Below are 26,646 nucleotides of genomic sequence, written 5' to 3'. Positions count from 1 at the left end.
GATTAAATTTCAATCATAGTGATTTAACCACAGCAGCGAGCTCTGGCGCATCCCGCTTATCGCCCAACTGCTTCGCTCGATAGCGATAATCCCTCGCCAAGCCGCGAATCTCGGGATGAGTGGCATTTAACAGAGTCTTGCAAGCAACCCGCAGGAAATTCAGATTCCCCCCCACCAGCGCTTTGCGCAGCCACACCAACGCCTCTTCAACTCTCCCGTCATCGGCCAGAACAGTCGCATAACTGAACTGCCCGCGAAAATCCCCACCCTCGGCCGAACGCCGATACCACTGGACAGCCGTCACCGGATCAGCCGGACAAAATCGTCCTTCTTCCAGATAACGCCCGAGCAGGTTCATCGATTTCGCATGCCCCAGTGCAGCGGCGCGTTGATAGCAGGCCAGCGCTTGCGCCTGATCTTCGGTGACTCCGCGACCGGTGGCGAGCAGGTTGGCGTAGTTGTACAAGGCCCAATCCAGTCCGGCATCAGCAGCCTGACGATAGTGCGACGCCGCGACAACAGCGTTGGCCGTACACCCCCAAGCATGCTCATGACAACGACCGAGCATGTTGCGCGCCATCTGGTGGCCGCCGTGGGCCGCAATCTCGAACCAGCGCACCGCCAAAGCCTGATCCTTTTCGATCCCCTGCCCTTCGAGCAGGATCTGCCCCAGCAAGGCCTGGGCATCGAGGACACCTTCCTTGGCCGCCAACAGGATCGCCTGGGCCGCGCGGGCCGGACTTTCTTCGAGCATGGCCTTGAGCCGGTCGCCATCGAGGACTTCCTCGCGACGCAAACGCAAGTCCGACACTTACACCTCGACCCAGCGACGCAACAGGTTGTGATAGGTGCCGGTGAGGCGGATCAGCGAAGGGTGATCGGGCATATCACCCGTCAGTTGCTGGATGGCACCGTCCATTTCAAACAGCAGCGCGCGCTGGCTGTCTTCGCGTACCAGGCTTTGCGTCCAGAAGAACGAGGCGTAGCGGGCGCCGCGGGTAACGGGGTTGACCTTGTGCAAGCTGGTGCCCGGGTAGAGCACCATATCGCCCGCCGGCAACTTGACCTGACGGGTGCCGAAGGTGTCCTGGATTTCCAGCTCGCCGCCGTCATATTCGTCCGGGTCGCTGAAGAACAGCGTGGACGACAAATCGGTACGCACGCGTTCGGCGCTGCCGTTGGGCTGGCGCACCGCGTTGTCGATATGAAAATCAAAACTGCCGCCGGCGGTGTAGCAGTTGAGCAGCGGCGGGAAGACTTTGTGCGGTAACGCCGCCGACATGAACAACGGATTTTTCCACAGCCGCTCAAGCATCGCCGTGCCGATTTCCTGCGCCAGCGGGTGCCCTTGGGGCAACTGCAAATTGTGCTTGGCCTTGGCCGACTGGTAGCCGGCGGTGATTTTGCCGTCCGCCCAGTCCGCCTGCTCCAGGGCTTCGCGGACGCGCAACACTTCTTCACGGGAGAACAAGCCGGGAATATGCAGCAGCATGGGAGCGATACCTGAGAGCGAAAGGATCGCAATGGTATTGATTCTTATTGTCTTTGTAAAACCCGGAGACGAATGAGCGAATAAAAACCGTAAAGGCAAATTGTAAAGAATGTAAATTCAGTGCAAATAGCAATAAATCGCAATTGATACAAATACGTGTTTACCCTATATTCCGCGGCCTCAAATCCTTGGGGAGGGGAATTCACATGTCACGCCAACCATCACAGTTACCTGTCAGCTCACCGCGCCTGCTCGCGTCTGCAATTGGCGTGGCCATCACCGCCACCTCCGCAGCCCATATGGCTTACGCGGCGGAAAATACCGACGAAAAGGCCCCGCGTAACGAGATTTCGCTGGATGCCACCAGCGTCGTTGGCGAACAGGACGACACGTCCTACAAGACCGACACCTCCGCCTCCAGGAAATTTACCGCGCCACTGCGTGACACACCCAAAAGCGTCACCGTCATCCCGCAGCAGGTTATCCGCGATACCGGCGCTACCAGCCTGGTCGACGCGCTGCGCACCACTCCGGGCATCACCTTCGGTGCAGGCGAAGGCGGCAACCCGGCCGGTGACCGCCCGATCATCCGCGGCTTCAACGCAGAGAGCGACGTGTTCATCGACGGCATGCGTGACCCCGCTTCGCAAAGCCGGGAAATCTTCAACGTCGAATCGATTGAAGTCAGCAAGGGCCCTGGCTCCGCGTTCACCGGTGCCGGTTCGACCGGTGGCAGCCTGAACCTGGTGACCAAGTCCGCCAAGCTGGGCAACTCGTACAACGGCGGCTTTACCTATGGTTCCGATCAGACCAAGCGCACCACGCTGGACCTGAATCAGCAAATGACCGATACCTCGGCCTTTCGCCTGAACCTGATGAAACACGAAGCCAACGTGGCCGGTCGCGACGATGTCGACGTCAGCCGCTGGGGCGTTGCTCCGTCCTTCGCCTTTGGCCTGGGCACCGATACTCGTCTCACCGTCGGTTACTACCATGTGGAAACCGATGACATGCCGGACTACGGCATCCCGCTGACGCTGAGCCCGAACCGCAGCAAACACGCGGTCGACAAGCCGGTGAACGTGGACCGCGACAACTTCTACGGCCTGAACAGTCGTGACTATCGCGAGTCCACCAATGACAGTGGCACGATCAAGCTCGAGCACGATCTGAATGACAACCTGACCCTGTCCAACAGCTTCCGCATGTCACGCTCGACCCTCGACTACGTCGTCACCAACCCGGACGACAGCAAAGGCAACGTGGCTAATGGCACGGTGCTTCGCAACACCAAAAACCGTAATTCGACCTCCTCCGGCTGGGTCAACCAGACCGACCTGAGCGCCAGGTTCGACACTGGTTTTATCGAGCACAGCCTGGTTACCGGCATTGAGTTTTCCTATTCGGACACGCATAACCGCCCATACGTTGTCACGTCTGCCGCCGGTACCTCGACCACCTGCTCGCCACGATTGCTGGCCAGTGGCGATTGCACCAGCCTGAACAACCCGAGCCCGGGTGACAGTTGGTCGGGCACCATCACCGAAGGCCTGGCCTTTACCGATACCGACACCAAGACCGCCGCGGCCTACGTGTTCGACACGCTGAAGTTCGACGAGCAATGGTCGCTGAATCTCGGCCTGCGGTATGACAACTACAAGACCACCTCCAGTGGTTTCGCCACCCGCGCTCCAGCCGGTAACTTCTCCCGCGAGAACACTAGCGATCTGGTGAACTACCAGGTGGGTCTGGTCTACAAACCACTGCCTAACGGTAGCGTTTATGCCGCGTATTCGACCTCCAGCAATCCTGGCGGTGAAACCAGCGGCAACGGTAGCCTGGAACTGACCGCGGCCAATAGCGATCTCGATCCGGAACGCAACCGCAACTACGAGATCGGCACCAAGTGGGACTTCTTTGGTGACGACCTGTCGCTGACCGCTGCGCTGTTTCGCACCGAGAAAACCAATGCACGGATCGACGACCCGGATGGCGCCACCACTCAAGTGCTTGATGGAGAGCAACAGGTCAACGGCCTGGAGCTGACCTACGCCGGCAAGATCACCCACAACTGGAGGGTCTACGGCGGCTACACCTACATGGAAAGCGAGGTGGTGAAGACCACCCGGCCAATCGATGAAGGCAACCACATGCCAAGCACTCCGAGAAATAACTTCACCTTCTGGTCGACCTATGACCTGATGCCTGAGTTGACCATCGGCGCTGGTGCCACCTTCGTTGACTCGCAGTTCGGCAACGTCGCCAACTCGGTGGAAATTCCTTCCTACTGGCGGTATGACGCGATGGCGACTTACCGCCTGAGCAAAAACATCGACTTGCAGCTCAACGTACAAAACCTGACCGACGAGCGCTACTTCGACCAGGTCCTGCAGAATCATTACGCCCACGTCGCCGCTGGCCGTACCGCATTGCTGAGTACCAACTTCCACTTCTGATAGAGCGCAAGTTCGCCAAGCCCTGCTCATGGTCATGAGTGGGGCTTTTGTGCGTATTGCCAGAGGGATTGATCAGAGGCCGACGATCCCGCGCCCACACACGGCATAATGCGCGCCGTGACGATTATTTTTGAATGAGTAAGGCGGTCGACGTGTTGAAGAAAACACTGTTCCAGCTGCACTGGTTTTTCGGTATCAGTGCCGGGCTGGTCCTGGCCCTGATGGGCATTACCGGCGCCACGGTGTCGTTTCAGGACGAGATCCTGCGGGCGCTCAACCCTTCTGTGCTGCAAGTCGAGAAGCGCGCTGCCGGTGTCCTGCCGCCTGCCGAGTTGGTGGCAAAGGTCGAGGCCGTCGAAGGCAAGCAGGTCTCGATGCTCTGGGTCGAGACCGACAGCGGCAACGCCGCGCGGGTAATTTTCACCCCACCGCCCGGCGAGCGCCGTGGCCAGATGCGCTACTTCGACCCGTACACCGGCGACTTTATGGGTGATGCCACGGGTCAGGATTTCTTCGGCCTGATGCTGCAGCTGCACCGGTTCCTGGCGATCGGCGACAGCGGTCGGCAAATCACCGGCGCCTGCACGCTGCTGCTGATTTTCTTCTGCCTGTCCGGCCTTTATCTGCGCTGGCCGCGTCAGGTCGCCAGCTGGCGCGCCTGGCTGGCCCTGGACTGGGCAAAAAAAGGTCGCAGCTTCAATTGGGACTTGCACTCGGTAGCGGGGACCTGGTGCCTGGTGTTCTATCTGTTGGCGGCGTTGACCGGCTTGTCCTGGTCCTACGAGTGGTACAACAAAGGTCTGAACAAACTGTTATCCGATTCACCCAATAGCCAGATGCGCAAAGGCGGACGTGGCGCGGCACCTTCGGGCCCGGCACCGAGCGCCGATTACCAGGCCATGTGGAGCAGCATCTACAGCAGCGCCGGCCCGGACTTGAGCGCCTACAACATCCGCATGCCGCCAGTGGCCGGGCAACCCGCCACGGTGTTTTACCTGCTGAAAAGCGCAGCCCACGATCGCGCACTGAACCAGATCATGCTCGATCCGCTCAGCGGCATCGTCAGTAAACATGAGCGGTACGCCGACAAGAGCTTCAAGGCGCAACTGTTGACCAGTATTTATGCGCTGCATGTCGGCAGCTACTTCGGGATCGTCGGGCGGATCCTGGTGACCCTCGCGTCGCTGAGCATGCCGCTGTTCTTCATTACCGGCTGGCTGCTGTACCTGGATCGTCGACGCAAAAAGCGCCAGGTGAAAAATGCCCGCAAAGGATTGGTTCAAAGCAGCAACGATACACCGGCATGGCTGATCGGTTTCGCCAGCCAGAGCGGTTTTGCCGAACAGCTGGCATGGCAGACTGCCGGCCAGTTGCAGGCCGCCGGGGTACCGGTGAAAGTCCAGCCGCTGGCGGATGTCAGCGAGCAGGATTTGCGTGAGTCCAACAACGCACTGTTCGTGGTCAGTACCTTCGGCGACGGCGAAGCGCCGGACAGCGCCCGAGGCTTCGAGCGCAAGGTGCTGGGTCGCGTGTTGGCGCTCGAGAGCCTCAACTATGCAGTGTTAGGTCTTGGCGACCGACAGTATCAGCACTTTTGCGGTTTCGCCCGGCGCCTGCACAATTGGCTGGCCGAGCATGGTGGCAAGACCTTGTTCGCCCCGGTGGAAGTCGACAGCGGCGACCCCTATGCCCTTCGACACTGGCAACAGCAACTCGGGCAACTGACCGGGCACGCTCCGGTGGACACCTGGCAAGCGCCGAGCTTCGACAATTGGACACTGAGCCAGCGCACGCTGCTCAACCCCGACAGCAGTGGGTCCGGCGTGTACTTGCTGGGGCTGACAGCGCCGAACACGAGCAGCTGGTTGGCCGGTGATCTGGTAGAAGTGTTGCCACGCAACTGTCCGTGGGCGATCGAGCATTTCCTCGATGGGCTGGGCATACGCGGTGAGACAAAGGTGCAGCTCAATGGCCTGGAAGAAACCCTCGAACAGGCCCTGGCCAGCCGCCAACTGCCCGAAAACCGAACGCACCTGGTGGGCCTGCACGCGCAAGCGCTGGTGGACGCGCTGATACCCTTGGCCATGCGTGAGTATTCCATCGCCTCGATCGCCGCCGACGGCCTGCTGGAGCTGATCGTGCGTCAGGAACAGCGTGCCGACGGCAGCCTCGGCACGGCTTCCGGCTGGCTGACCGAACACACGCCACTGGGTTCGGCCATTAGCCTGCGGGTGCGGCGCAACAGCGGTTTCCATCTGCCCGCAGAGCCCGCACCAATGATCCTGCTGGGCAACGGCACCGGCCTCGCCGGCCTGCGCAGTTTGCTCAAGGCGCGCATTGCCGACGGCCAGCAACGCAACTGGCTGATATTTGGCGAGCGCAATATCGAGTTCGACTTTCACTGCAAGGACGAGCTGCAGGAATGGCTGACCGGCGGTGATCTGGCACGCCTGGACCTGGCGTTTTCACGGGATCAGGCAGAGAAAATCTACGTGCAGGATCGCCTGCGTGAAGCATCCGGCGAGTTGAAGAAATGGTTGGCGGACGGCGCGGCGATTTATATCTGCGGCAGTTTGCAGGGGATGGCGACGGGCGTGGATCAAGTGCTGAGTGAGGTGCTGGGCGCTGATGAGGTTGAGAGACTGATTGAGCAAGGGCGTTATCGGCGGGATGTTTATTGAAGCGTTGATGTGCCCGCTTCATAACGGCTGCGTGTGGAATGCAGCTTTCGCGGGCAAGCCCGGGCTCTTGTAGGAGCGAGCTTGCTCGCGATGGACGTTAACGATAACGCGTGTTATCTGAATAAACGCGCTGCTCTTGAGTCCATCGCGAGCAAGCTCGCTCCTACAGGCTTCAGGCCTTGACTGGCTCCAGGGTCAACTCGACCTCCTCAGTCCGCTTGATCAGCGCATACGTCACCGCGGTCAGCAAACTCCCGGCAACAATCGCCATCAAGTACAAGAATGCATGGTTGATCGCGTTCGGGATCAGCATCACAAACAGCCCACCGTGAGGTGCCATCAGCTTGCAGCCGAAGTACATCGACAATGCGCCAGTCAACGCACCGCCGGCGATACTCGCCGGGATCACCCGCAAGGGGTCCTTGGCGGCAAACGGAATCGCCCCTTCGGAGATAAAGCACAGGCCGAGCACAAACGCCGCCTTGCCGGCTTCACGCTCGGCCTGGGCGAACTTGCGGCGGGCGATGAAGGTGGCGATGCCCATGCCGATCGGTGGGACCATACCGGCGGCCATGGTCGCGGCCATCGGTGCATAACTTTGCGAGGCCAGCAGGCCGACCGAGAAGGCATAGGCGGCTTTGTTGATCGGTCCGCCGAGGTCGACGCACATCATGCCGCCCAGCAGCACCCCGAGCAGGATTGCATTGGTGGTGCCCATGCTGTCGAGGAAGTGGGTCAGGGCTTCAAGCATCCCGGCCACCGGTTTACCCACCACGTAGATCATCACCAGGCCGGTGAACAGGCTCGCCAGCAACGGAATGATCAGGATCGGCTTCAAGGCTTCGAGACTTTGCGGCAGGCGCACCCAGCGATTAATCGCCTGGACTGCGTAACCGGCGATGAAACCGGCAATGATCCCACCGATAAATCCCGCCCCCAGCGTGCTGGCCAGCAAGCCGCCAATCATCCCCGGCGCCAGGCCTGGACGGTCGGCAATCGAGTAGGCGATGTAACCGGCGAGCAATGGCACCATCAGTTTGAACGCGGTCTCGCCACCGATCTGCATCAGTGCCGCCGCCAGCGTGCCAGGTTCCTTGAACGCGGTGATGCCGAAAACGAACGACAGGGCGATCAGCAAACCGCCGGCCACCACCATCGGCAACATGAACGACACACCGGTCAGCAAGTGCTTGTAGACCCCGGTCTTCTCCGGCTTGGCCGGTCCCTGGCCACCAGTCGCAGCAGCGCTTTCCTGTTGACCCTCGGCCAACGCCTTGTTCAGCGTGGCTTCGGCCTGCTTCAAGGCGATGCCGGTGCCGCAGCGGTAAATCTTCTTGCCGGCAAAACGTTCGGTGGCAACTTCGATATCCGCCGCCAGCAACACCACATCGGCATCGGCAATTGCCGTCGCGCTCAAGGGAGTCCGTGCTCCGACCGAGCCCTGGGTTTCCACTTGCAGCTCATAACCCAGGCGCTTGGCCGCTTGCTGCAAGGCCTCGGCTGCCATAAAGGTATGAGCGACACCGGTCGGGCACGCGGTCACGGCCACCAGCCGCGGCGCGCTTTTGCTGACGGCGACCGGCTCGGCAACCACTTCGGGCGCGACATAGATCTGCGCCTCCTCGGCACCACGGCGCAGCACTGCTTCGACATCCTGCAGCGCCTGAGCCGGAGTGCTCTGGAACACCCGTTTGCCGACAAAGCGTGACATATCCAGCGGCGTGCTGCTGACCACCAGCAGCCACTCGGCGGCTTCGATAGTCGCAGCGGACAACTGGCGTTCCGGGTGCGCGGCGTCATGGACTTCGACACTGGTGCTCCAGCCCTGGCGTTGCGCCGCTGCATCAAGCAATCGCGCGCACAGCACACTGGTGACCATGCCGTTCGGGCAGGCAGTAACAATGGCTAGTTTCATTACAAACCCTCTTATTGTTCTGTCAGGGGGTGAACACGCACCCCCTTTTCGAGCTGCGCCAGTTGCGCGGCATCGCTGATTCCGAAACCGATCTGGGTCACCGCCATGGCGGCAATCGCAGTGGCCGTGCGCAAAGTCTGTTCAGGGGTGTGGGCACTGAGCAATCCGTGGAGCATCCCGGCCAGCAAGGAGTCGCCGGCACCGACGGTACTGGCGACGCTGACCCTGGGCGGCAATGCCTGCAAGGCAGTACCCACGCCGAACCAGTTCACCCCGTCGGCACCGTGGGAAATCACCACATGCTCGACGCCTTGAGCCTGTAGCCGGCTCGCCGCTTCGGCTTGTGCCGCAACCGACACCACCGGGCAGTCCAGCGCCTCGGCCAGCTCTTCGGTGTTGGGCTTGATCAGCCATGGACCGGCCGCGAGCCCTGCGCGCAAGGCTTCGCCGCTGGTGTCCAGGGCGACTTTCAAGCCGAGGTTCTTCAGGCGGATCAGCAGCGCTTGAAACCACTGTGGGCTCACTCCCTGCGGCAGGCTCCCAGCGACCACCACGACATCATGCCCGGCGGCGATCTGCTCGAGACGATCAAGCAACGCTTGTTGAGCGGCTTCACTGACCAGCGGCCCCGGCCCGTTCAGGTCGGTGATACGCCCATTGCCCTCGGCCAGTTTGATATTGCTGCGGGTTTCTCCGGGTACTCGAATAAATTCGTCGACAAATCCGCGCCGGGCAAACAGCGCTTCGAAGGCCTGTAGATTGTCTTCACCGAGGAAACCGCTGACGGTCAATTGATGCCCGAGGTCGGCCAGCACCTGCGCCACGTTCACGCCCTTGCCTGCGGCGTGGGTGTGCATGGCGTCGCTACGGTTGACCTGGCCGGGCGCAAGCTGCGTTAACTGGACGGTGAGGTCCAGCGCCGGGTTCAGGGTCAGGGTCAGAATGCTAGCCATTACAGGGCCTCCACAAGAGCGCGTACTTCATCTGCGCTGCCCACGGCCAAGGCCTGCTGAGCGAGTATTTTTGCCTGGCTCAGGCTGAGTTCGCGAACCCGCGCCTTGACCTCGGGAATGCTGCGCGCCGACACACTCAATTCGTCCACCCCCAGACCGACCAGCACCGGAACGGCCAGCGGGTCCGCCGCCAGCTCTCCGCAGACGCCCACCCATTTGCCATGGGCATGGGCCGCGCGCACGGTGATGTCGATTAACATCAAGACCGCCGGGTGCAAGCCATCGGCCTGGGCCGACAGGGTCGGATGACCACGGTCGATGGCCAGGGTGTATTGGGTCAGGTCATTGGTACCGACGCTGAAGAAGTCGACTTCCTTGGCCAGTACCGGGGCTAGCAGCGCCGCCGACGGCACTTCGATCATGATCCCCAGCTGCAGATCGGCCACCGGGATTTCCAGACGCAGGCGTTCGGTCATGTCCCGGGCCTGACGCCATTCATCGACGCTGCCGACCATCGGGAACATGATCCGCAGCGGCCGGTTGTCAGCGGCGCGCAGCAAGGCGCGCAACTGGGCTTCCATGACGTGCGGGCGTTGCAGGGTCAGACGAATGCCGCGAACGCCGAGGAACGGGTTTTCTTCCTTGGCGATCGGCCAGTAAGGCAGCGGCTTGTCACCGCCGACATCCAGGGTACGGACCACCAGAGGTCGCCCGGCCAGGCCATCGAGTACCCGGCGGTATTCGGTTTCCTGGGTCGCTTCATCCGGCGCTTGCGGATGGGCCATGAAAATCAGTTCGGTGCGCAGCAAGCCTATGCCTTCGGCGCCATGCTCCACTGCACTGGTGACACCGGAGCTTTCGCCGATGTTGGCGAACACTTCAACGGCGTGGCCATCGCGGGTCAGCGCCGGTTCATGACGTCGGGCGGCAGCGGCCTGCAAGCGTTGCTCGCGGGTGTCGCGTTCTTCAATGGCACGCTGCAAGGTCGCGGCGTCGGCGTCCACATGCAGGCGACCGCGTTGGCCGTCGAGCAACAGCGGCGTGCCCGGTGCCAGCAGCAATACTGCGGCGCCAGCACCGACCAGCGCCGGAATGCCCAGGGCCCGGGCGACAATCGCGCTGTGGGCAGTGGCACCACCGCGGGCGGTCAGAATCCCGGCAACCCGTGCCGGATCGAGGCGTGCCACGTCCGATGGGCCGACCTCATCCATCACCAGAATGTAGGCTTGTTCAGGTTCGACCGGGGTTTCGACGCCACACAACTGCGCCAGCACCCGACGTCCGACATCCCGCAAGTCCGCGGCACGTTCGGCCAGCAAGGCATCCTGCAGCGACTCCTGTTGCCGGGCCGCGGCCTCGATCACTGCCATCCAGGCCGCCTCGGCGCTTTCGCCCTGTTTGAGGCGGGTGTCGACTTCGTCGGTCAGCTCCGGATCGTCGAGCATTTCCTGGTGGGTGATGAAAATCTCCCGGATAGCCTTGGCCTTGCTCCGCTGAATCAGCCCTTCGATGTCGCTGCGAACTTCAGTCAGCGCTTGCTTCAGACGCTCGCGCTCGATGGCGGCAGATTCGCCACGCAAGGGGTAATCGATTGGCTGCAGCACTTGAATGTGTGCCGGGCCGATGGCGATCCCCGGCGCGGCGGCGACAGCCTGGACCAGGCTGCCCGAGGCCGGAGCCAGCAGCACCTGAGCGACTTCAGCGATGACTTCACGGGATGCACTGACCGCCGGCAACGGCTCGACTTCTTCGCCGAGCCCCTCTTCGATAGCCGCCAGCAAGGCTGGCAAGGCATCCGCGGCAATGCTCGGTTCAGCGATAAACTCAAGCACCTGACCACGATGGGCACCGAGACCGAGCAACTTGCTCAGGCTCTTCACCGACACCGCACTGTCCTGACCGTCGACAACTCGTACGCGAATCTCGCCTTCAAAACTTTTCGCCAGCTGCGCGAGAATCTTCGCCGGGCGCGCATGCAGACCATGGGCGTTGGCCAAGGCGATGCGGGCACTCGGCCAGTCGGCCGGCACTTCGCCGCCGAGCACTTCCAGCACTGCACGACTGCTGGTGGCACGCCCCAGTTCATGCCCGCGTCCTTCAATCAGCAAGGCACAGAGGCGTTCGAGCAAGGCTTGATGGGCCTCCCCCAGACTGGCCAGGCAAAACAGACCGCTGAGCGGTTGGCCGAGGTAGCGGATCGGCTTGTCCGGCGTGACGAACGCCAGGCCCGGACGCTTGACCGTCTGTTCGCTGTGCAACCACCACAGGCCATCACCCAGCGGCAGCGCATCAACCTGCTGCAACACCGCGGAAAAGCCATTGCTGACGCAGTCAGCCTGGCGCAGCAAACGCGCCCCGCGCCAGACCAGCTCTTCGAAATCATCGGCGGACACGCCCAGCCCGATCATCTGCGCGTCCAGCGCCAGCTCTTGCGGCGCACCTTGCAGCAGCTTCAGCAAGGCCTCGGCGGAACTGGCGCGGCGCAGGGCCTGGCCCAGATCGGTTTCACCGAGGGCACGGGTGAGCAATTGCAGCAGACGCAGGTGTTCATCGGATTTGGCGGCAATGCCGATCGCCAGATAGACGATCTGGCCATCGCCCCAGTCCACCCCATCAGGGAACTGAATCAGACGCACGCCGGTGGTGAACACCTTGTCGCGGGTCTCGGGAGTGCCATGGGGGATCGCAATACCTTGACCGAGAAAGGTCGAGCCCTGGGTTTCTCGCGCCTGCAAGCCGCTGAGGTAACCCTCTTCGACCAGGCCATCAGCGACCAGCTTCTCGGCAAGCAGATGGAGTGCCGCGGACTTATCCACAGCCGACTGGCCCATGGATATCTGCTCTATGGTGAGCTCGAGCATGCTTTCTCCTATTTAGCGCAAGGTAGGCGCTAGGTATTGTTTTGAATGAATCAGCTTAGGCTTATTGTCAGAACAGCCTCGGGCGACTTCTTGGCAGAGCCGGCCCAATTCGTTTACCCCCTGAAAATACGCCTGCTGAAACGTTTAATCTATAATATTTGCCACGTTACTCGATTATCGCTCATCCTTGAAGCCCTACCCGTCGATTGCAGTTGTGACAATGGTCCCCTGCCCGGATCGGTTACGATCGGACAAAATGTCGGGGCAAGCTCCAAAACAACAAGGAAATCCCGGGTTGAAACTCAGTGATATCGCCCAACTGGCCGGTGTGTCGGTCACCACCGCCAGCTACGTCATAAACGGCAAGGCCGAACAACAGCGGATCAGTCGCAGCACCGTCGAGCGTGTGCAGGCGGTGGTCGAACTCCATGGCTTCACGCCTAACCCGCAAGCGGCCGGGCTGCGCAGCCGGCATACGCGCACCCTGGGTTTCATTCTGCCGGACCTGGAAAACCCCAGTTACGCGCGAATCGCCAAACTGCTCGAACAAGGTGCCCGCGCCCGCGGTTATCAATTGCTGATCGCCAGCTCCGACGATGCGCCGGACAGCGAGCGGCAATTGCTGCAACTGTTTCGCGCCCGGCGCTGCGACGCGCTGTTCGTCGCCAGCTGCCTGCCGTCCGATGATGACAGCTATCGCCAGTTACAGGCCAAGGGCCTGCCAATCATCGCCATCGACCGGGTGATGGAGCCTGAGCATTTCTGCTCGGTGATCAGCGATGATCAAGAGGCCAGCCTGCAGCTCACCCGCAGCCTGTTGCAGCCTTTGCCGCGGCAGATTGCGCTGATCGGTGCGCGGCCCGAGCTGAGCATCAGCCAGGAGCGTGCCGCCGGCTTCAAGCAGGCCTTGTCCGGGTTCGACGGCGAGATGCTGATCGAGCACGGCGAAGCGTTCAGCCGCGACTGCGGACGGCAATTGATGGAAGAGTTGCTCCAACGCCTCGGCCACTTGCCGGATGCGCTGGTCACTACTTCCTATGTGCTGCTTCAGGGTGTATTCGATGCCCTGCATGACTACCCGCTCAAATCCCGACCGCTGCGCCTCGGCACCTTCGGCGACACCCAGTTGCTGGACTTCCTGCCGCTGCCGGTGAATGCCATGGCCCAGCAACATCAGCTGATTGCCGACAAAGCCTTGCAGCTGGCCCTGGCAGCGATTGAAGAACAGCATTACCAACCCGGCGTACAGGCCATCGCCCGGACCTTCAAGCAGCGCATTCACGAGGCGTGAACGTGGAGCTGATCGACACTCACACCCATCTGGACTTTCCGGACTTCGACGACGATCGCCAGGCGCTGCTGGCGGACTGCCGCGCCCTGGGGGTACGGCGAATAGTGGTGTTGGGGGTTTATCAGCGAAACTGGCAGCGTGTCTGGGATCTGGTGCAGAGCGATCCGGACCTGTATGCCGCATTCGGCTTGCACCCGGTATACGTCGATGAGCATTGCCCCGCACACCTGACTGAACTCGGCGACTGGCTGACGCGCCTGGCCGGCCATCGCCAAGTGTGCGCGGTGGGCGAGATCGGCCTCGATTATTTTCTCGAACACCTCGACCGAGAGCGCCAACAAGCGCTGCTCGAAGCACAGCTGCAACTGGCGGCCGACTTTCAGCTTCCGGCGCTGTTGCATGTCCGTCGCAGTCACGCGGCCACTATCGCCACCCTCAAGCGGTTTCGCCTCAAGCGCGCGGGCATCATCCACGCCTTCGCCGGCAGCCAGGAAGAGGCCCGCGAATACCTCAAGCTCGGTTTCAAACTCGGACTGGGCGGCGCCGCGACCTGGCCGCAGGCGCTGCGCATGCACAGAGTCCTCAAAGACTTACCGTTGGATGCCGTGGTACTGGAAACCGACTCGCCGGATATGGCGCCCGCCATGTACCCCGGCCAACGCAACAGCCCGCAGCATCTGCCGGCGATTTGTGCGGCGCTGGCCGAGATCATGGCCGTCAGCCCAGAGCAACTGGCCACAGCCAGCACTGCCAATGCCTGCGGCGTGTTCAACTGGCCCCTGGGTCAGGACTAAGCTCAAACCCGGAACGTGCTGATCAGCTGCTTCAACTGCACCACCTGCGCCGACAGCTGCCGACTGGCGTTTTCGGTCTGGTGCGCGCCTTCGGCGGTGCGTTCACCGGCGCGGTTGATCTCGACGATGTTTTGATCGATATCATGAGCCACCGCGGTTTGCTGCTCGACCGCCGCAGCAATCTGCTGGTTCTGGTCGACGATCATCCCGACTGCGCCGAGGATGTTTTCCAGCGCTTGCTGAACCTTTTCCGACTGGCTGACCGTACCGCTGGCCATCTGATGACTGACGCCCATGGCTTTTACCGCCGCGCCCACACCGCTGTGCAGCTTGGCAATCATCTGCTCGATTTCTTCAGTCGATTGCTGAGTACGCTTGGCCAGCGTCCGGACCTCGTCGGCCACCACCGCGAAACCGCGCCCCTGCTCACCGGCCCGCGCCGCCTCGATGGCGGCATTGAGCGCCAACAGGTTGGTCTGCTCGGCGATACTTTTGATCACTTCCAGTACCCGACTGATGGACTGGCTATCGCTGGCCAATTGATTGATCACCAGTACTGACTGGTCAATCTCACTGGCCAACTGGGCAATGCTGCCCTGTTGCGACTCCACCAGGCCACGCCCGTTGATGGTTTCGTCGTTGACGCTGTGGGCGCTGCTGACCGCCGCGGCCGCACTGCGGGCGACTTCCTGGGAGGTCGTCGACATCTGATTCATCGCCGTCGCCACCTGCTCGATCTGGCTGCGCTGCCCGGCCACTGCCTGATTGCTCCGGGCCGATACCGATTCCACCTGACCGGCCTGACGCTCGACTTCACTGACGGTCTTGCCCACCCGTTCGATCAGGTCATGGATCTTCACCACGGTGCCATTGAACACGTTGCCCAATTCACCCAGTTCATCGCGACTTTGAGCGGTAAAGGAGACGGTCATGTCCCCCGCCGCGACCTTGTCCATCACCTCACCCAGAGTCTTGAGCGTGGTTCGGGTCGAATAATAGAAACCGCCGTAGAGATAAACGATCAGCAGGAACACCGCCGCCAGGGCCACCACCAGCAACACCATATGCGTGCGGTTCTGGTGCAGCCGTTGCTGCAACTCCACGCCGAGGAAATTCAACGTGGCCTCATTCAGTTGATAAGTCTGCGCCATCAACCCGCTGACCTGATCGTAAAAGGCTGGCCAGGGGGCATCCAGTGTATCGACCATCACCACTTGTTCTTCGAACAGCTCGCTGCCCTGCTTGAGTGTGCTTCTGCTGGCACTGGCCATTGGCTCCAGAGCCGCGCTGGCGGCCTTGCTCGAGCCCAGCGCATCCTGCAGTTTCAAGCCGTACTCGGCCTGGAGCTTCTCAATTTGTTGTAACAGTTCATCGAAGCGAGTGCTCGAGGACGAGTTGAGAAAACCCTGGCCCAGGGAATAGCTGCCGATGGCCCGGCCTTCGCCGAGGATTTGCGTGACTTGCGGGGTGACACTGGTAATCAGTTCACTCAATTGGCGCATGTCGCTTTGGTTATCGCGGCTCAAGCCGGACTGGCTGGCGATGATCTGGCTGAAAATCTGCGCGCTGCCAAGCAACTTGCCGATCAGCGCGCTTTTGCTTTGCAACGAGGTCACGGCTTGCTGAGCCTTGAACGCCGCAATCACTTCATCGCGTTTTTCATCGAAGACGCTGATCTGCTCCGGGTCGATGGTCACTGCCGCCAACCCCTGCATACGCTCCAGAACACTCTGCTCAAGCGCCGCGATCTTCGACTCGACATCCCCGGCCTTGCCGGACTGACCCAGGGCGACGTTGATCTGTACCAGGTTATTCAGGGTCTCCAGATCGCGCCGCAGCGTCAGGCTGCTTCCCAGCAGGTCAAGGCTTTGCAGTTCAACCTGGGTGCCCTGGAACTCGCGATAGGAGTCGCGGACCAGATAGAAATTGGTCACCAGCATCGGCAGGAAAAACAGAACACTGATCAGGCTGAACTTCATACCGAAGCTCAAGCGGTTCATCAGTGCGACGGCGGGATAGAGCAAGCTCTTCACAAGAAGTCTCCCTTACCTATTATTGTTATGGGCAGTCGCACAATAGCAGCAAAAAGCCACTATTTAGCGCTGATGCTTGTATAACTTAAATCGGCAGAGAGTTGTGTAACTTAAGGTTAACCGGGGGGGGGACGGACCCTTAGAGGAGGTATGAGGTCCCTTTGTGGCGAGGGGGCTTGCCCCCGTTCGGCTGCGAAGCAGTCGTAAAACGGGCTAATGCGCTCTGCCAGATAAAACGCGGTTACCGATTTTTAGGACCGCTTCGCGCTCCAGCGGGGGCAAGCCCCCTCGCCACAACAAGCCCCCTTCCCACAACAAACCACCTTCATCACAATGATGTTCACCACCGTGGCGTCAGAACAACACCGTCCACAACGCAAAACCGGCATACCAGAGCACGGCAGCCCGGAGCAGCAGTTCCCACAACCCGTCCAGACTGCTGATGCCATCAGCACCGACCATAGGCGACGGAATCTCGCCGGCCACCAGGCCGACTTTTTCCACCAGCTGCGCGGCGCTGATATTCCAGTTGAGCAACTCATGCAACATCACTCGGCCGACCGCAACAAAGTTGCCGACCAGCGCGAAACTTGCCGCCAGCAACCGTACCGGCAACCAATCGAAGGCATGGCGCATTTGCGCGGCGGTTTCCACCAGCTGCGGATTTTTCCCGTGCTCGGCGGCCAACGCCAGCAAGCGATAGCTCAACGCCGCGACCGGACCCAGCAGGAAGTACCAGAAAATCACCGCAAAAAAGCCCTGATAGGCCTCCCACAGCAAATACCCTTGAACCCGTCCCAGCAACTGCTCGCCGCTGTCGGCGCAAATATCCAGGTCACGCTTGGCGACATGAGCGGCGGCCTGCAGGTCTTCACGACGCCAGGCATCACGAAACGGCCCCAGGCCGCCCAGCAAATCCCCGCGCCCGAGACTGTAGATCACCACCAGCAAATGAATCGGCAAGGCCAACAAGCCATAGAAAACCGGGTCCAGCACTACCAGCAACAACCCCAGTACGGCAACCGGCAGTAGCACCAACAGCGTCAACACCAGCCAGGGCCGGTTTGCCAGTCGGGGACTAGCCTCCAGTTTGGCCAATTCGCGCAGCCATCCGCTGTCGCGCTGGACCCGATGACGCAAGGCCGAGAACTTCTCGACCCAGACCGCCAGCAGTAACACCAGAAAACTCATTGTTCTTCCCCTTTACCCAAGGCTGCGCGAAAGCGTGCCCAGTCGAATGCCGGCCCCGGATCGGTCTTGCGTCCCGGGGCAATATCGCTATGGCCACAGATGCGCTGCGGTGTGATCGCCGTGAAGGCTTCCCGTAATTGCCGGGTCAAGGCAATCAGCGCCTGATACTGAGCCTCGGTGAAGGGTAGTTCGTCAGTGCCTTCCAGTTCGATGCCCAAGGAAAAATCATTACAGCCCTCGCGCTCACCGAAGCGTGAAACGCCCGCGTGCCAGGCACGCTCAAGACAGGAGACAAACTGAGTGATCGTGCCGTCACGTTCGATCAAGAAATGAGCGGACACCCGAAGGTCGGCTATCCCGGCAAAATAGGGATGCTCAGTAACATCCAGGCGATTCTGGAAAAATTCCTGCACTTTGCCTGTCGCGAACCGGGCCGGCGGCAGACTGATGTTATGGATCACCAGCAGAGAAATCTCACCCGTGGGGCGCCCATTGAAGTTTGGCGACGGGCAATGACGTACCCCCTGAAACCAACCGCTAGCGGGGTCCAACTGCATACAGGTTCCTTCCACGACGACTTTGATGGCCCAGTATGCCGCGATCGGCACCCAGGTTGCGATCACTTGCCACGATTGAGTCGGCGCAGGTTGCCGAGGACCGACTCCAGTGCCCGGTCGAACAACAAGGTGTCATCGAGTTTTCGCACAACACCTCGACGGAACTCCAGAGCCAGCTCGATACGGGTTCGCTCAAGCACTTTCATCCCCGTACGGTTGACGAAAACATAGTTGCCCGTTGACTGGATAATCGCCGCCAGCTTGCACCGCAGCGTGTTGTCATGGTCTTCCTGGAACTCGACCCAACACCCGGGACGCAACTGCTCGACCTGAAGCAGGCCGGCGTCATCCGCGGCCAGACGCCCCGCGGCCACTTCAACAGGCCCCTCATCGGCAGTCTTCAGGACAATCTCCTGGCGCACCTCGATCATCGCCGGGAAACGTGCGTCGCATGCACTGGCCGGGCCCCGCTCCAGCGGCTCGAACACCTGCACATGCAACTTTTCCAACTGACTGAAAAACTCGCCGGTGGCAAAAGGATCGAATGCCGCGCCGCTCAAGCCTTCACGGAGTGCCTTGAGCAGGCCTGGCACCAGATTGAGCAGCTGCAGACCCGCCTCTGCGTCCTCGTGGCGCTGCACGCTCCAGATCAACTCATCCATGGTCTGCAAACCGGCTTGCCACTCGGCCGACTGTTCACCGTGCTTGAGGCAGGCCAGCAACAACACCTTGCTCCAGGCCTCCTGCAAAAAAACCACGACGATTTGCGGCAAGACTTTGCCCAACAACCGCTGATTGAGGGCTTGCTCGACGCACTGACGAGCCTGTTGTGTCTTCGCCCGGCCTTCTTCGGCGTCACGCGTGCGCTGCTCCAGCAGCTCGCTGCGACGGCGCTCGGCGCCAGTGAAGGCGAGAAATTCGACCAGCAGTTCCGAGAAGATCGCTGGGTCATCGGCAAAATCATTCAACAGCCGCTGTACCACCTGTTCGATACGCAGGTACAGGCCGTCGCGCTGGTGATCATCGCACTCGCCCCAGCCCAGGGCTGCGGCGGCGATTTCATTGAGCAGGCGGCGGGCGGGATGACTGCAGCGGCTGAAAAAGCTCTTGTCCAGCACCGCGACTTTGAGCATCGGGATCTGCAGGCGACCGATGAGCGCTTTGAGTGAGTCGGGCAGATTTCGATCATCGAGGATGAACTCGAAGAGCATCGCCATCAGGTTGATCACGTCTTCATCAGCCACGCCGACTACCCGGGATCTGCCACTTTTGACGCTGCCCCGGGTCAGCAGTTGTTCGAGCTGATTACGTAGATCGAAATCATCCTGGGCACTGGGTCCGGGAACGTGCTGTTGCAGATGCGAGAGCAGCCGCAGCAGATCCCGGGTCGAAATGGGCTGAGTCTGCGCACAGGCTTCCAGGGTCGGTGCCAGACTGCCCCTGACGTGAAGCAGCAACGCCTGCAACGCGGCGAAGACTTCCTGCACGCCCTCGTCGATCTGCGCATTGCCGGACCTGGCCATGCCGGGTTCGATTTGCCCGGCACCTGCGCTGATGGCTGCTCGATCCGACGCCCGGCGGGCCGGGGCGGCCTTGAGTCGGGGCAATACACCGGTAGCGATCAACAGTTGATTGGCTTGGGTATAGAGTTGATCAGCCTCACTGAGCACGTACTTATCGAACAGTTTGAGAAGGACCAGCTTGACCTTGATCTCTACCCCCAGATTGCGCCCGGCCTGCAAGAAATACTCGCAGAGCATGGCCGGGCCAACAGGGTTGTGCTGATCCTCGAGACGCTTGCCCAGCAACGCGCTCAAGCGTGCGGTCAATTGACCAAGGGCGAAACCGTCGCGACTGAGCACCCTGGTGACCATGGCATCCAGCGCCACGGATCTTTCAAGTTCATCATCGGGATTGTGCACTGATGGGTCGTAGGTCAGGGCCTGGGGCAACGGCGCTTGCGCCTGATCGTATACAGCGAGGCCGGCAAAGGCCTCGAAGAATTGCTCGAGAAAACCACGCTCGATGCTTTTGCGCTTGAGCCGCACGTCGCGCATGGCTTCGAAGAGGGTGTGCTGATCCACACTGTTGTGAGCTCTGTCAGTCATGTCGAACAAGGCGCCGTCGGCGTTATCGAACAACACCTGCAAACCATGCCTGAGCTGCTGTGCGGCCTTGTCGTGAACCTGAAGCAGAATGACAGGCAGGCGGGCGAGCGGCGAAGAGTTCGCCCGATCAGTACCGGCCCTGCGCAAAGGCACTACATTCCCGTCATTGTGCATCCAGGCCTCCGGTAACGGTGAATCAAGACGTCAAAGCCATGACGTCAATTACAAGGCGAATTATCTGCAAAAGATGCCGCTTGTGCCAGCAGACCTGCATTTCATTTTGAAACAGGCTTGAGCTCAGACACTCGCCCGGGCCAAACGACTCGGATGATGCGACCAAATGCAGACTTCAGCGCGAAGTGAAAGTGTTTGCCGCCTTGGGTTAGCTCGCGGCATGGCCCTATAATCGAGCCACTTTGTTTGTGGAGCCCGTTATGCCGAATCTACATCTCGCCGACCTGACCGCCGAAATCGAAGCCAACGTGCGCCGTGCGTTGCTTGAAGACATTGGCAGCGGCGACATCACCGCACAACTGATCCCGGCCGAACGCCTGGCCAAAGCCACCATCATCACCCGCGATGCAGCCGTCATCTGCGGCACCGCCTGGGTCGATTCGGTATTTCGGCAGCTGGACCCGCGGGTTGCGGTGCATTGGCAGGTAGCTGACGGTGAACGAGTCAGCCCCAATCAAGTGCTGTTTCACCTCGAGGGCCCCGCTCGTTCGCTGCTCAGCGGTGAACGCTGCGCACTGAACTTCCTGCAGTTGCTATCCGGGGTTGCCACCCGGGCGCAGTATTACGCCGACTTCGTCGCCGATACCCAGGTCAAACTGCTGGATACGCGCAAAACGCTGCCTGGGCTGCGTCTGGCGCAGAAGTATGCCGTCACCTGCGGTGGCTGCCACAACCATCGCATCGGCCTGTACGACGCCTTCCTGATCAAGGAAAACCATATCGCCGCCTGCGGTGGCGTTGCGCAGGCAATCAGTGCCGCCCACAAGATCGCCCCGGGCAAGCCGGTGGAAGTCGAAGTGGAGAGTCTTGAGGAATTGAAGGAGGCGCTCGCTGCCGGTGCCGACATCATCATGCTCGACGAACTGAGCCTCGACGACATGCGTGAAGCGGTGCGTCTCAACGCTGGCAAGTCCAAGTTGGAGGCAAGCGGCGGGATCAACGAAAGCAGCTTGCGGCCGATTGCCGAAACCGGAGTGGATTACATCTCTATCGGGGCAATGACCAAGGACGTGAAGGCAGTGGATCTGTCGATGCGACTCAGTATCTGAGGAGCAGCTGCAAGCTTCAAGCTGTAAGCCGCAAGCTGGGTTTAGACACGCAGCTTATGGCTTGCAGCTTGAAGTTGCTATCAAACGACCAGGTTGTTCATCTCGCAGTACTCTTCCCACTCGACGCCCAATACCTCTGCCGCTTGCTTGTGCAGAACCAGGCGCTCGGCCTCGAACTCTTCGGGGCTTGTGGTGTACTTGAGGGTCAGCTCCCACGGCTGCAAGCCCTGGGCTTCTGCCTCGTCCTCGAACGCCCACTGGATCTGGTCTTTCTGATCGTCGGCACTCAGGTCCTTGATCTCTTCCATCAAGTCGGGCGTCTCAAGAACGTACTTCTTGAGGGCTTCTTCGTGTCTGGCTTCTTGTGTCAATTCTTTAACAGTCATGTCGTTCTCGCTGATCTGGGGAATGGAAGATGGATCTGGATCATCAAGGATCTCTCTGACGCAAAAAAACCGTTTGAAGCCCGGTTTATCTGGCCTTCAGAACCATTCGGGATCATCTGAAAACAAAGTATCGCTGGTGCCGGAGACAGGAATCGAACCTGCGACCTTCGCGTTACGAGTGCGCTGCTCTACCGACTGAGCTACACCGGCGCTGGGCTAAACCTAGCACTGACTATGGGGTCAGGCAACCGGAGCAAGCGTCTCAATTTCCTTCAGCCTGGCAATAACTCCCCCGTAGCAGCTGGCGAAGCCTGCGTTCGGCTGCGCAACAGCCGTAAATCCTGCCTACGCGGTCTGCCTGAAACACCGCAACGCCTGATTTTACGACTGCTTCGCAGCCGAACGCAGCCTTCGGCAGCTGCTACGCACAACCCAGCGCAGCCTTCGGCAGCTGCTACGCACAGCCGAACAGGTTTCGCCAGTTGCTAGGCGGGCCGCGATCTTTTGATTTTCCCGCACACAGCAAAACGCCCCGAACCAGTCGGGGCGCTTGCTTGATCAACCGCTAAGCGTGGGGGTAATTAAACGCCCGAAGCCTTGGCTGCTGCTACGTCCTTGATGGACAGCTTGATACGGCCGCGGTTGTCCACGTCCAGTACCAGCACTTCCACTTCCTGGCCTTCTTTCAGGATGTCGGTCACTTTCTCTACGCGAGCGTCGCTCAGCATCGAGATGTGAACCAGACCGTCTTTGCCTGGCAGGATGTTGACGAAGGCACCGAAGTCGACGATGCGCTCAACCTTACCGACGTAGATCTTGCCGATTTCGGCTTCAGCGGTGATACCCAGAACGCGCTGACGAGCCGCTTCAGCCGCTTCCTTGGTTTCGCCGAAGATCTTGATCGAACCGTCGTCTTCGATGTCGATCGAAGCCTTGGTCTCTTCACAGATCGCACGAATGGTCGCGCCGCCTTTACCGATGACATCACGGATTTTGTCGGTGTCGATTTTCATCGCGATCATGGTCGGAGCATTTTCCGACAGCTCGGTGCGGGACTGAGCAAGAATCTGGTTCATCTGGCCGAGGATGTTCAGGCGCGCTTCCAGGGCTTGGCCCAGAGCGATTTCCATGATTTCTTCGGTGATGCCCTTGATCTTGATGTCCATCTGCAGCGCGGTAACACCCTTGGCGGTACCGGCTACTTTGAAGTCCATGTCGCCCAGGTGGTCTTCGTCACCCAGGATGTCGGTCAGGACGGCGAATTTCTCGCCTTCTTTGACCAGCCCCATGGCGATACCGGCAACCGGAGCCTTCATCGGCACACCGGCGTCCATCAGCGCCAGGGAAGCACCGCAGACCGAAGCCATGGAGCTCGAACCGTTGGACTCGGTGATTTCCGATACGATACGAATGGTGTACGGGAACACGTCGGCAGCAGGCAGCATGGCCTGAACCGAACGACGGGCCAGACGGCCGTGACCGATTTCGCGACGACCAGCACCACCCATGCGACCACACTCGCCTACCGAGAACGGAGGGAAGTTGTAGTGCAGCATGAACGGGTCTTTTTTCTCGCCTTCCAGGGTATCCAGCAGCTGCGCGTCACGGGCAGTACCCAGAGTCGCGACTACCAGAGCCTGGGTTTCGCCACGGGTGAACAGTGCCGAACCGTGGGTCTTCGGCAGAACGCCGACTTCGATGTTCAGCGGACGTACGGTGCGGGTGTCACGGCCATCGATACGCGGCTTGCCGTTAACGATGTTTTCGCGAACGGTGCGGTATTCGATTTCACCGAAGGCAGCTTTGACTTCAGCGGAAGTCGGCTGGCCTTCTTCGCCCGACAGCTTGGCAACGATCTGCTCGCGCAGTTCGCCCAGACGTGCATAACGCTCGTGCTTGACGGTGAGGGTGTAAGCCTGGGAGATCGCTTCGCCGAACTCGGAACGAATAGCGCCCAGCAGTGCGGTGGCTTCTGGCTGTGGAGCCCAGGCCCAGGTCGGTTTGGCAGCTTCGGCGGCCAGTTCCTTGACAGCATTGATCACAACCTGGAACTCGTCGTGAGCAAACAGTACGGCGCCCAGCATCTGGTCTTCGGTCAGCTCTTTAGCTTCCGATTCAACCATCAATACCGCTTCCGAAGTACCAGCTACTACCATGTCCAGGCTCGAAGCCTTGAGTTGCTCGTAAGTCGGGTTCAGCAGGTAGCCGGTGCTTTCGTGGAACGCAACGCGGGCAGCGCCGATCGGACCATCGAAAGGAATACCGGAGATTGCCAGCGCAGCGGAAGTACCGATCATTGCAGCAACGTCTGGATCAGTCTTTTTGCTGGTGGACAGAACGGTGCAGACAACCTGCACTTCGTTCATGAAACCTTCCGGGAACAGCGGACGGATCGGACGGTCGATCAGTCGCGAAGTCAGGGTTTCTTTCTCGGAAGGACGGCCTTCGCGCTTGAAGAAACCGCCAGGGATCTTACCGGCAGCGTAAGTCTTTTCCTGGTAGTGAACAGACAGAGGAAAGAAGCCCTTGCCTGGATCAGCTTGTTTGGCACCGACTACAGTCACCAACACGCTGACGTCGTCGTCAACGGTGACCAATACTGCGCCGGAGGCCTGACGGGCGATACGGCCGGTCTCGAGGGTAACGGTCGATTGACCGAACTGGAATTTTTTGATTACCGGGTTCACGGTGTCCTACCTTCTTTGTGGCTCTTGGGGAACTTGTCTTCTTGCGAAATTCTTGGGCAATGTCGGGAATCGGCCCAACGCCTGTCCAGGGTAAAACGACTATCCAGATAAAACTTGAGGCTGGGAGCTTGCCATGCGCCTGCGGGAAACCCGCTGACGCACAGCAAACAACCAACCTCTAGCGCAATCGCTTATTAGCGACGCAGACCCAGGCGAGCGATCAGAGCGCTGTAACGGCTCACGTCCTTGCCTTTCAGGTAGTCCAGCAGCTTACGACGCTGGTTTACCATGCGGATCAGACCACGACGCGAGTGGTGATCTTTACCGTTGGTCTTGAAGTGACCTTGCAGTTTGTTGATGTTGTGGGTCAGCAGTGCAACTTGCACTTCTGGCGAACCAGTGTCACCAACAGCTTGCTGGTAGTCAGCTACGATTTGAGCTTTTTCTTGAACGTCGAGAGCCATGAGGCAATCCTTTTATCAGGAAACTGTTTCAGAAAAACAGCTTCAACAGGCCAGGGACAAATCCCTGTATTCAAAAGTGAGTAGTGACCGTGCCTGTTAACAGCCACCCTCGTTCCAGCCTGCTGTTACACAGGCTGGTTCCGGTCATTCTGACCGAATCAGTCGACGCGGCGCGATGCGCCCGTCTTCGCTCACTTCACCGATACCGATGAAACGACCGTTATGATCCTGTACCCGTACCATGCCGAACTTCGGTGCATCCGGGGCTCGTACCGGCTGGCCGTTAAGCCAGTAGAACGAGCTGTGCTCCGAGAACTGCAACAGCGGCCAATCCAGCAAGCCGCTGTCCGATGGCATCAGGAAGCGATCGACCGCTTCGTTGCCGCCTTCGGCATGGACTGCTTCCAACTCTTCCAGCGTGACCGTCTGGGCCAGCGTGAAAGGCCCGGCCTGGGTACGTCGCAATTCTGCCACGTAAGCGCCACAACCGAGTTGCTCACCGATATCCTCCACCAGGGTGCGGATATAGGTGCCTTTGCTGCAATCCACTGCCAGCCGGGCAGTATCACCCTCGAACGCTAGCAATTCCAAGCGCGCAATAGTAACAGAACGCGGTTCGCGCTCCACCACTTCACCTGCACGGGCCAGCTTGTACAGCGGCTGACCATCGCGCTTGAGGGCCGAGTACATCGGCGGTATCTGACTGATTTGACCGCGAAAATTCGGCAAGACAGCTTCAATATCGGCGCGACCGACGGTCACTTCCCGCGTTTGCAAAACCTCACCTTCGGCGTCCGCCGTGGTGGTGGTTTTGCCCAATTGCGCCAAGGTTTCATAAGCCTTGTCCGAATCGAGCAAGTATTGCGAGAACTTGGTAGCTTCACCAAAGCACAACGGCAACACGCCAGTGGCAAGCGGATCAAGGCTGCCGGTATGCCCGGCCTTTTCGGCATTGAGCAGCCAGCGGACCTTCTGCAACGCCGCGTTGGAGGTGAACCCCAACGGTTTGTCGAGCAGGATGATGCCACTGACGTTACGACGGATACGTTTGACCTGAGCCACCGATTACTCCTTGGCGTCTTCTGGTTCAGCCGCGACCGGGTGCTGGTTGTCCTCAGCCACGGCGCGTTCGATCAACGCCGACAGATGGGCACCACGCACGACGCTTTCGTCGTAGTGGAAGTGCAACTGTGGAACGCTGCGCAGCTTCATCTCGCGAGCCAGCTGCATACGCAGGAAGCCGGCGGCCGAATTGAGCACCTTGATGCTCTGGGCGATGTCTTCGGCGTTGTCCTGGCCCATCACGGTGATGAAGATCTTGGCGTGACCGACGTCACGGCTGACTTCAACAGCGGTAATGGTGACCAGACCGACGCGCGGGTCTTTGACTTCACGACGGATCAGTTGTGCCAGCTCGCGCTGCATCTGATCGCCGATACGTTGGGTACGGCTATATTCTTTTGCCATGTATCGTTACCTGTCACTGACCCACGG

19 protein-coding genes and 1 tRNA gene are annotated in these 26,646 nt (G+C 60.2%); 5 read left to right on the top strand and 15 right to left on the bottom strand.

Annotated elements, in window-relative coordinates; translation table 11 throughout:
* Positions 1-13: 13 nt before the first annotated feature.
* Entirely contained in the window at positions 14-754 is a 741-nt protein-coding gene (locus tag F8N21_RS04835; RefSeq protein WP_150641094.1) for a tetratricopeptide repeat protein, read from the bottom strand.
* Positions 755-811: 57 nt separating this feature from the next.
* Complete coding sequence (locus tag F8N21_RS04830) at positions 812-1,492, bottom strand: Fe2+-dependent dioxygenase (RefSeq protein ID WP_150641038.1); 681 nt, start codon at positions 1,490-1,492, stop codon at positions 812-814.
* Between the two features lie 206 nt (positions 1,493-1,698).
* On the opposite strand from F8N21_RS04830, the gene F8N21_RS04825 reads away from it, so the two are divergent.
* The gene (locus F8N21_RS04825; protein ID WP_150641037.1) at positions 1,699-3,948 is read left to right on the top strand and encodes a TonB-dependent receptor; all 2,250 of its coding nucleotides are present in this window, start codon (positions 1,699-1,701) and stop codon (positions 3,946-3,948) included.
* Between the two features lie 152 nt (positions 3,949-4,100).
* Positions 4,101-6,629, top strand: coding sequence for a PepSY domain-containing protein (locus tag F8N21_RS04820; RefSeq protein WP_150641093.1), 2,529 nt, complete (start codon positions 4,101-4,103; stop codon positions 6,627-6,629).
* 172 nt (positions 6,630-6,801) lie between these two features.
* On the opposite strand, the gene F8N21_RS04815 is transcribed toward F8N21_RS04820, so the two are convergent.
* From F8N21_RS04815 to ptsP, 3 genes are read right to left on the bottom strand one after another with little or no spacing between them, the layout of a single operon-like run.
* On the bottom strand, positions 6,802-8,544 hold the full coding sequence (locus tag F8N21_RS04815; protein WP_150641036.1) for a PTS fructose-like transporter subunit IIB: 1,743 nt from the start codon (positions 8,542-8,544) through the stop codon (positions 6,802-6,804).
* A gap of 11 nt (positions 8,545-8,555) precedes the next feature.
* Positions 8,556-9,497 carry a 1-phosphofructokinase gene (pfkB, locus tag F8N21_RS04810; protein ID WP_150641035.1) on the bottom strand — a complete coding sequence of 314 codons (942 nt, stop codon included), beginning with the start codon at positions 9,495-9,497 and terminating at the stop codon, positions 8,556-8,558.
* Positions 9,497-12,358, bottom strand: coding sequence for a phosphoenolpyruvate--protein phosphotransferase (ptsP, locus tag F8N21_RS04805; protein WP_150641034.1), 2,862 nt, complete (start codon positions 12,356-12,358; stop codon positions 9,497-9,499). The genes pfkB and ptsP overlap by 1 nt, the downstream gene beginning before the upstream one ends.
* A 295-nt stretch (positions 12,359-12,653) precedes the next feature.
* On the opposite strand from ptsP, the gene cra reads away from it, so the two are divergent.
* Both cra and F8N21_RS04795 read left to right on the top strand, forming a co-directional pair.
* Positions 12,654-13,649 carry a catabolite repressor/activator gene (cra, locus tag F8N21_RS04800; RefSeq protein ID WP_150641033.1) on the top strand — a complete coding sequence of 332 codons (996 nt, stop codon included), beginning with the start codon at positions 12,654-12,656 and terminating at the stop codon, positions 13,647-13,649.
* A 2-nt stretch (positions 13,650-13,651) separates the two neighbouring features.
* The gene (locus tag F8N21_RS04795) at positions 13,652-14,443 is read left to right on the top strand and encodes a TatD family hydrolase (RefSeq protein ID WP_150641032.1); all 792 of its coding nucleotides are present in this window, start codon (positions 13,652-13,654) and stop codon (positions 14,441-14,443) included.
* A 2-nt stretch (positions 14,444-14,445) separates the two neighbouring features.
* Here F8N21_RS04795 and F8N21_RS04790 read toward each other — a convergent pair whose 3' ends face one another.
* The 4 genes from F8N21_RS04790 to F8N21_RS04775 all read right to left on the bottom strand — a co-directional run bounded on the left by F8N21_RS04790 (position 14,446) and on the right by F8N21_RS04775 (position 20,506).
* Positions 14,446-16,476: a methyl-accepting chemotaxis protein gene (locus F8N21_RS04790; RefSeq protein WP_150641031.1), complete on the bottom strand. Its 2,031-nt coding sequence runs from the start codon at positions 16,474-16,476 to the stop codon at positions 14,446-14,448.
* A gap of 354 nt (positions 16,477-16,830) precedes the next feature.
* Positions 16,831-17,667 carry a regulatory signaling modulator protein AmpE gene (ampE, locus tag F8N21_RS04785; RefSeq protein ID WP_150641030.1) on the bottom strand — a complete coding sequence of 279 codons (837 nt, stop codon included), beginning with the start codon at positions 17,665-17,667 and terminating at the stop codon, positions 16,831-16,833.
* Complete coding sequence (gene ampD / locus F8N21_RS04780; RefSeq protein WP_150641092.1) at positions 17,664-18,224, bottom strand: 1,6-anhydro-N-acetylmuramyl-L-alanine amidase AmpD; 561 nt, start codon at positions 18,222-18,224, stop codon at positions 17,664-17,666. The genes ampE and ampD overlap by 4 nt, the downstream gene beginning before the upstream one ends.
* Positions 18,225-18,286: 62 nt before the next feature.
* A complete protein-coding gene (locus tag F8N21_RS04775) occupies positions 18,287-20,506 on the bottom strand; it encodes a DUF1631 domain-containing protein (RefSeq protein WP_150641029.1) in 2,220 nt (739 codons plus the stop codon).
* Positions 20,507-20,766: 260 nt separating this feature from the next.
* Here F8N21_RS04775 and nadC point away from each other — a divergent pair, with 260 nt between their 5' ends.
* On the top strand, positions 20,767-21,615 hold the full coding sequence (gene nadC, locus F8N21_RS04770) for a carboxylating nicotinate-nucleotide diphosphorylase (protein ID WP_150641028.1): 849 nt from the start codon (positions 20,767-20,769) through the stop codon (positions 21,613-21,615).
* An 80-nt stretch (positions 21,616-21,695) separates the two neighbouring features.
* Here the strand turns inward: nadC and F8N21_RS04765 are convergent, their stop codons facing one another.
* The 6 genes from F8N21_RS04765 to rbfA all read right to left on the bottom strand — a co-directional run bounded on the left by F8N21_RS04765 (position 21,696) and on the right by rbfA (position 26,619).
* Complete coding sequence (locus F8N21_RS04765; protein WP_150641027.1) at positions 21,696-22,001, bottom strand: DUF6388 family protein; 306 nt, start codon at positions 21,999-22,001, stop codon at positions 21,696-21,698.
* Between the two features lie 134 nt (positions 22,002-22,135).
* Positions 22,136-22,211: transfer RNA gene (locus F8N21_RS04760), tRNA-Thr, on the bottom strand.
* A 371-nt stretch (positions 22,212-22,582) separates the two neighbouring features.
* Positions 22,583-24,688 carry a polyribonucleotide nucleotidyltransferase gene (gene pnp, locus F8N21_RS04755; RefSeq protein ID WP_150641026.1) on the bottom strand — a complete coding sequence of 702 codons (2,106 nt, stop codon included), beginning with the start codon at positions 24,686-24,688 and terminating at the stop codon, positions 22,583-22,585.
* Positions 24,689-24,882: 194 nt separating this feature from the next.
* Positions 24,883-25,152, bottom strand: coding sequence for a 30S ribosomal protein S15 (gene rpsO, locus F8N21_RS04750; RefSeq protein ID WP_150641025.1), 270 nt, complete (start codon positions 25,150-25,152; stop codon positions 24,883-24,885).
* Positions 25,153-25,296: 144 nt separating this feature from the next.
* The gene (truB, locus tag F8N21_RS04745; RefSeq protein ID WP_150641024.1) at positions 25,297-26,214 is read right to left on the bottom strand and encodes a tRNA pseudouridine(55) synthase TruB; all 918 of its coding nucleotides are present in this window, start codon (positions 26,212-26,214) and stop codon (positions 25,297-25,299) included.
* A gap of 3 nt (positions 26,215-26,217) precedes the next feature.
* Positions 26,218-26,619: a 30S ribosome-binding factor RbfA gene (rbfA, locus tag F8N21_RS04740; RefSeq protein ID WP_007942872.1), complete on the bottom strand. Its 402-nt coding sequence runs from the start codon at positions 26,617-26,619 to the stop codon at positions 26,218-26,220.
* Between the last annotated feature and the right edge of the window lie 27 nt (positions 26,620-26,646).

The sequence above is a fragment of the Pseudomonas fluorescens genome (assembly GCF_902497895.1).
Taxonomy (GTDB): Bacteria; Pseudomonadota; Gammaproteobacteria; order Pseudomonadales; family Pseudomonadaceae; genus Aquipseudomonas; species Aquipseudomonas fluorescens_BP.
The sequence above is the reverse complement of the archived record's forward strand: the minus strand, read 5'-3'. Positions and strand labels throughout refer to the sequence as shown.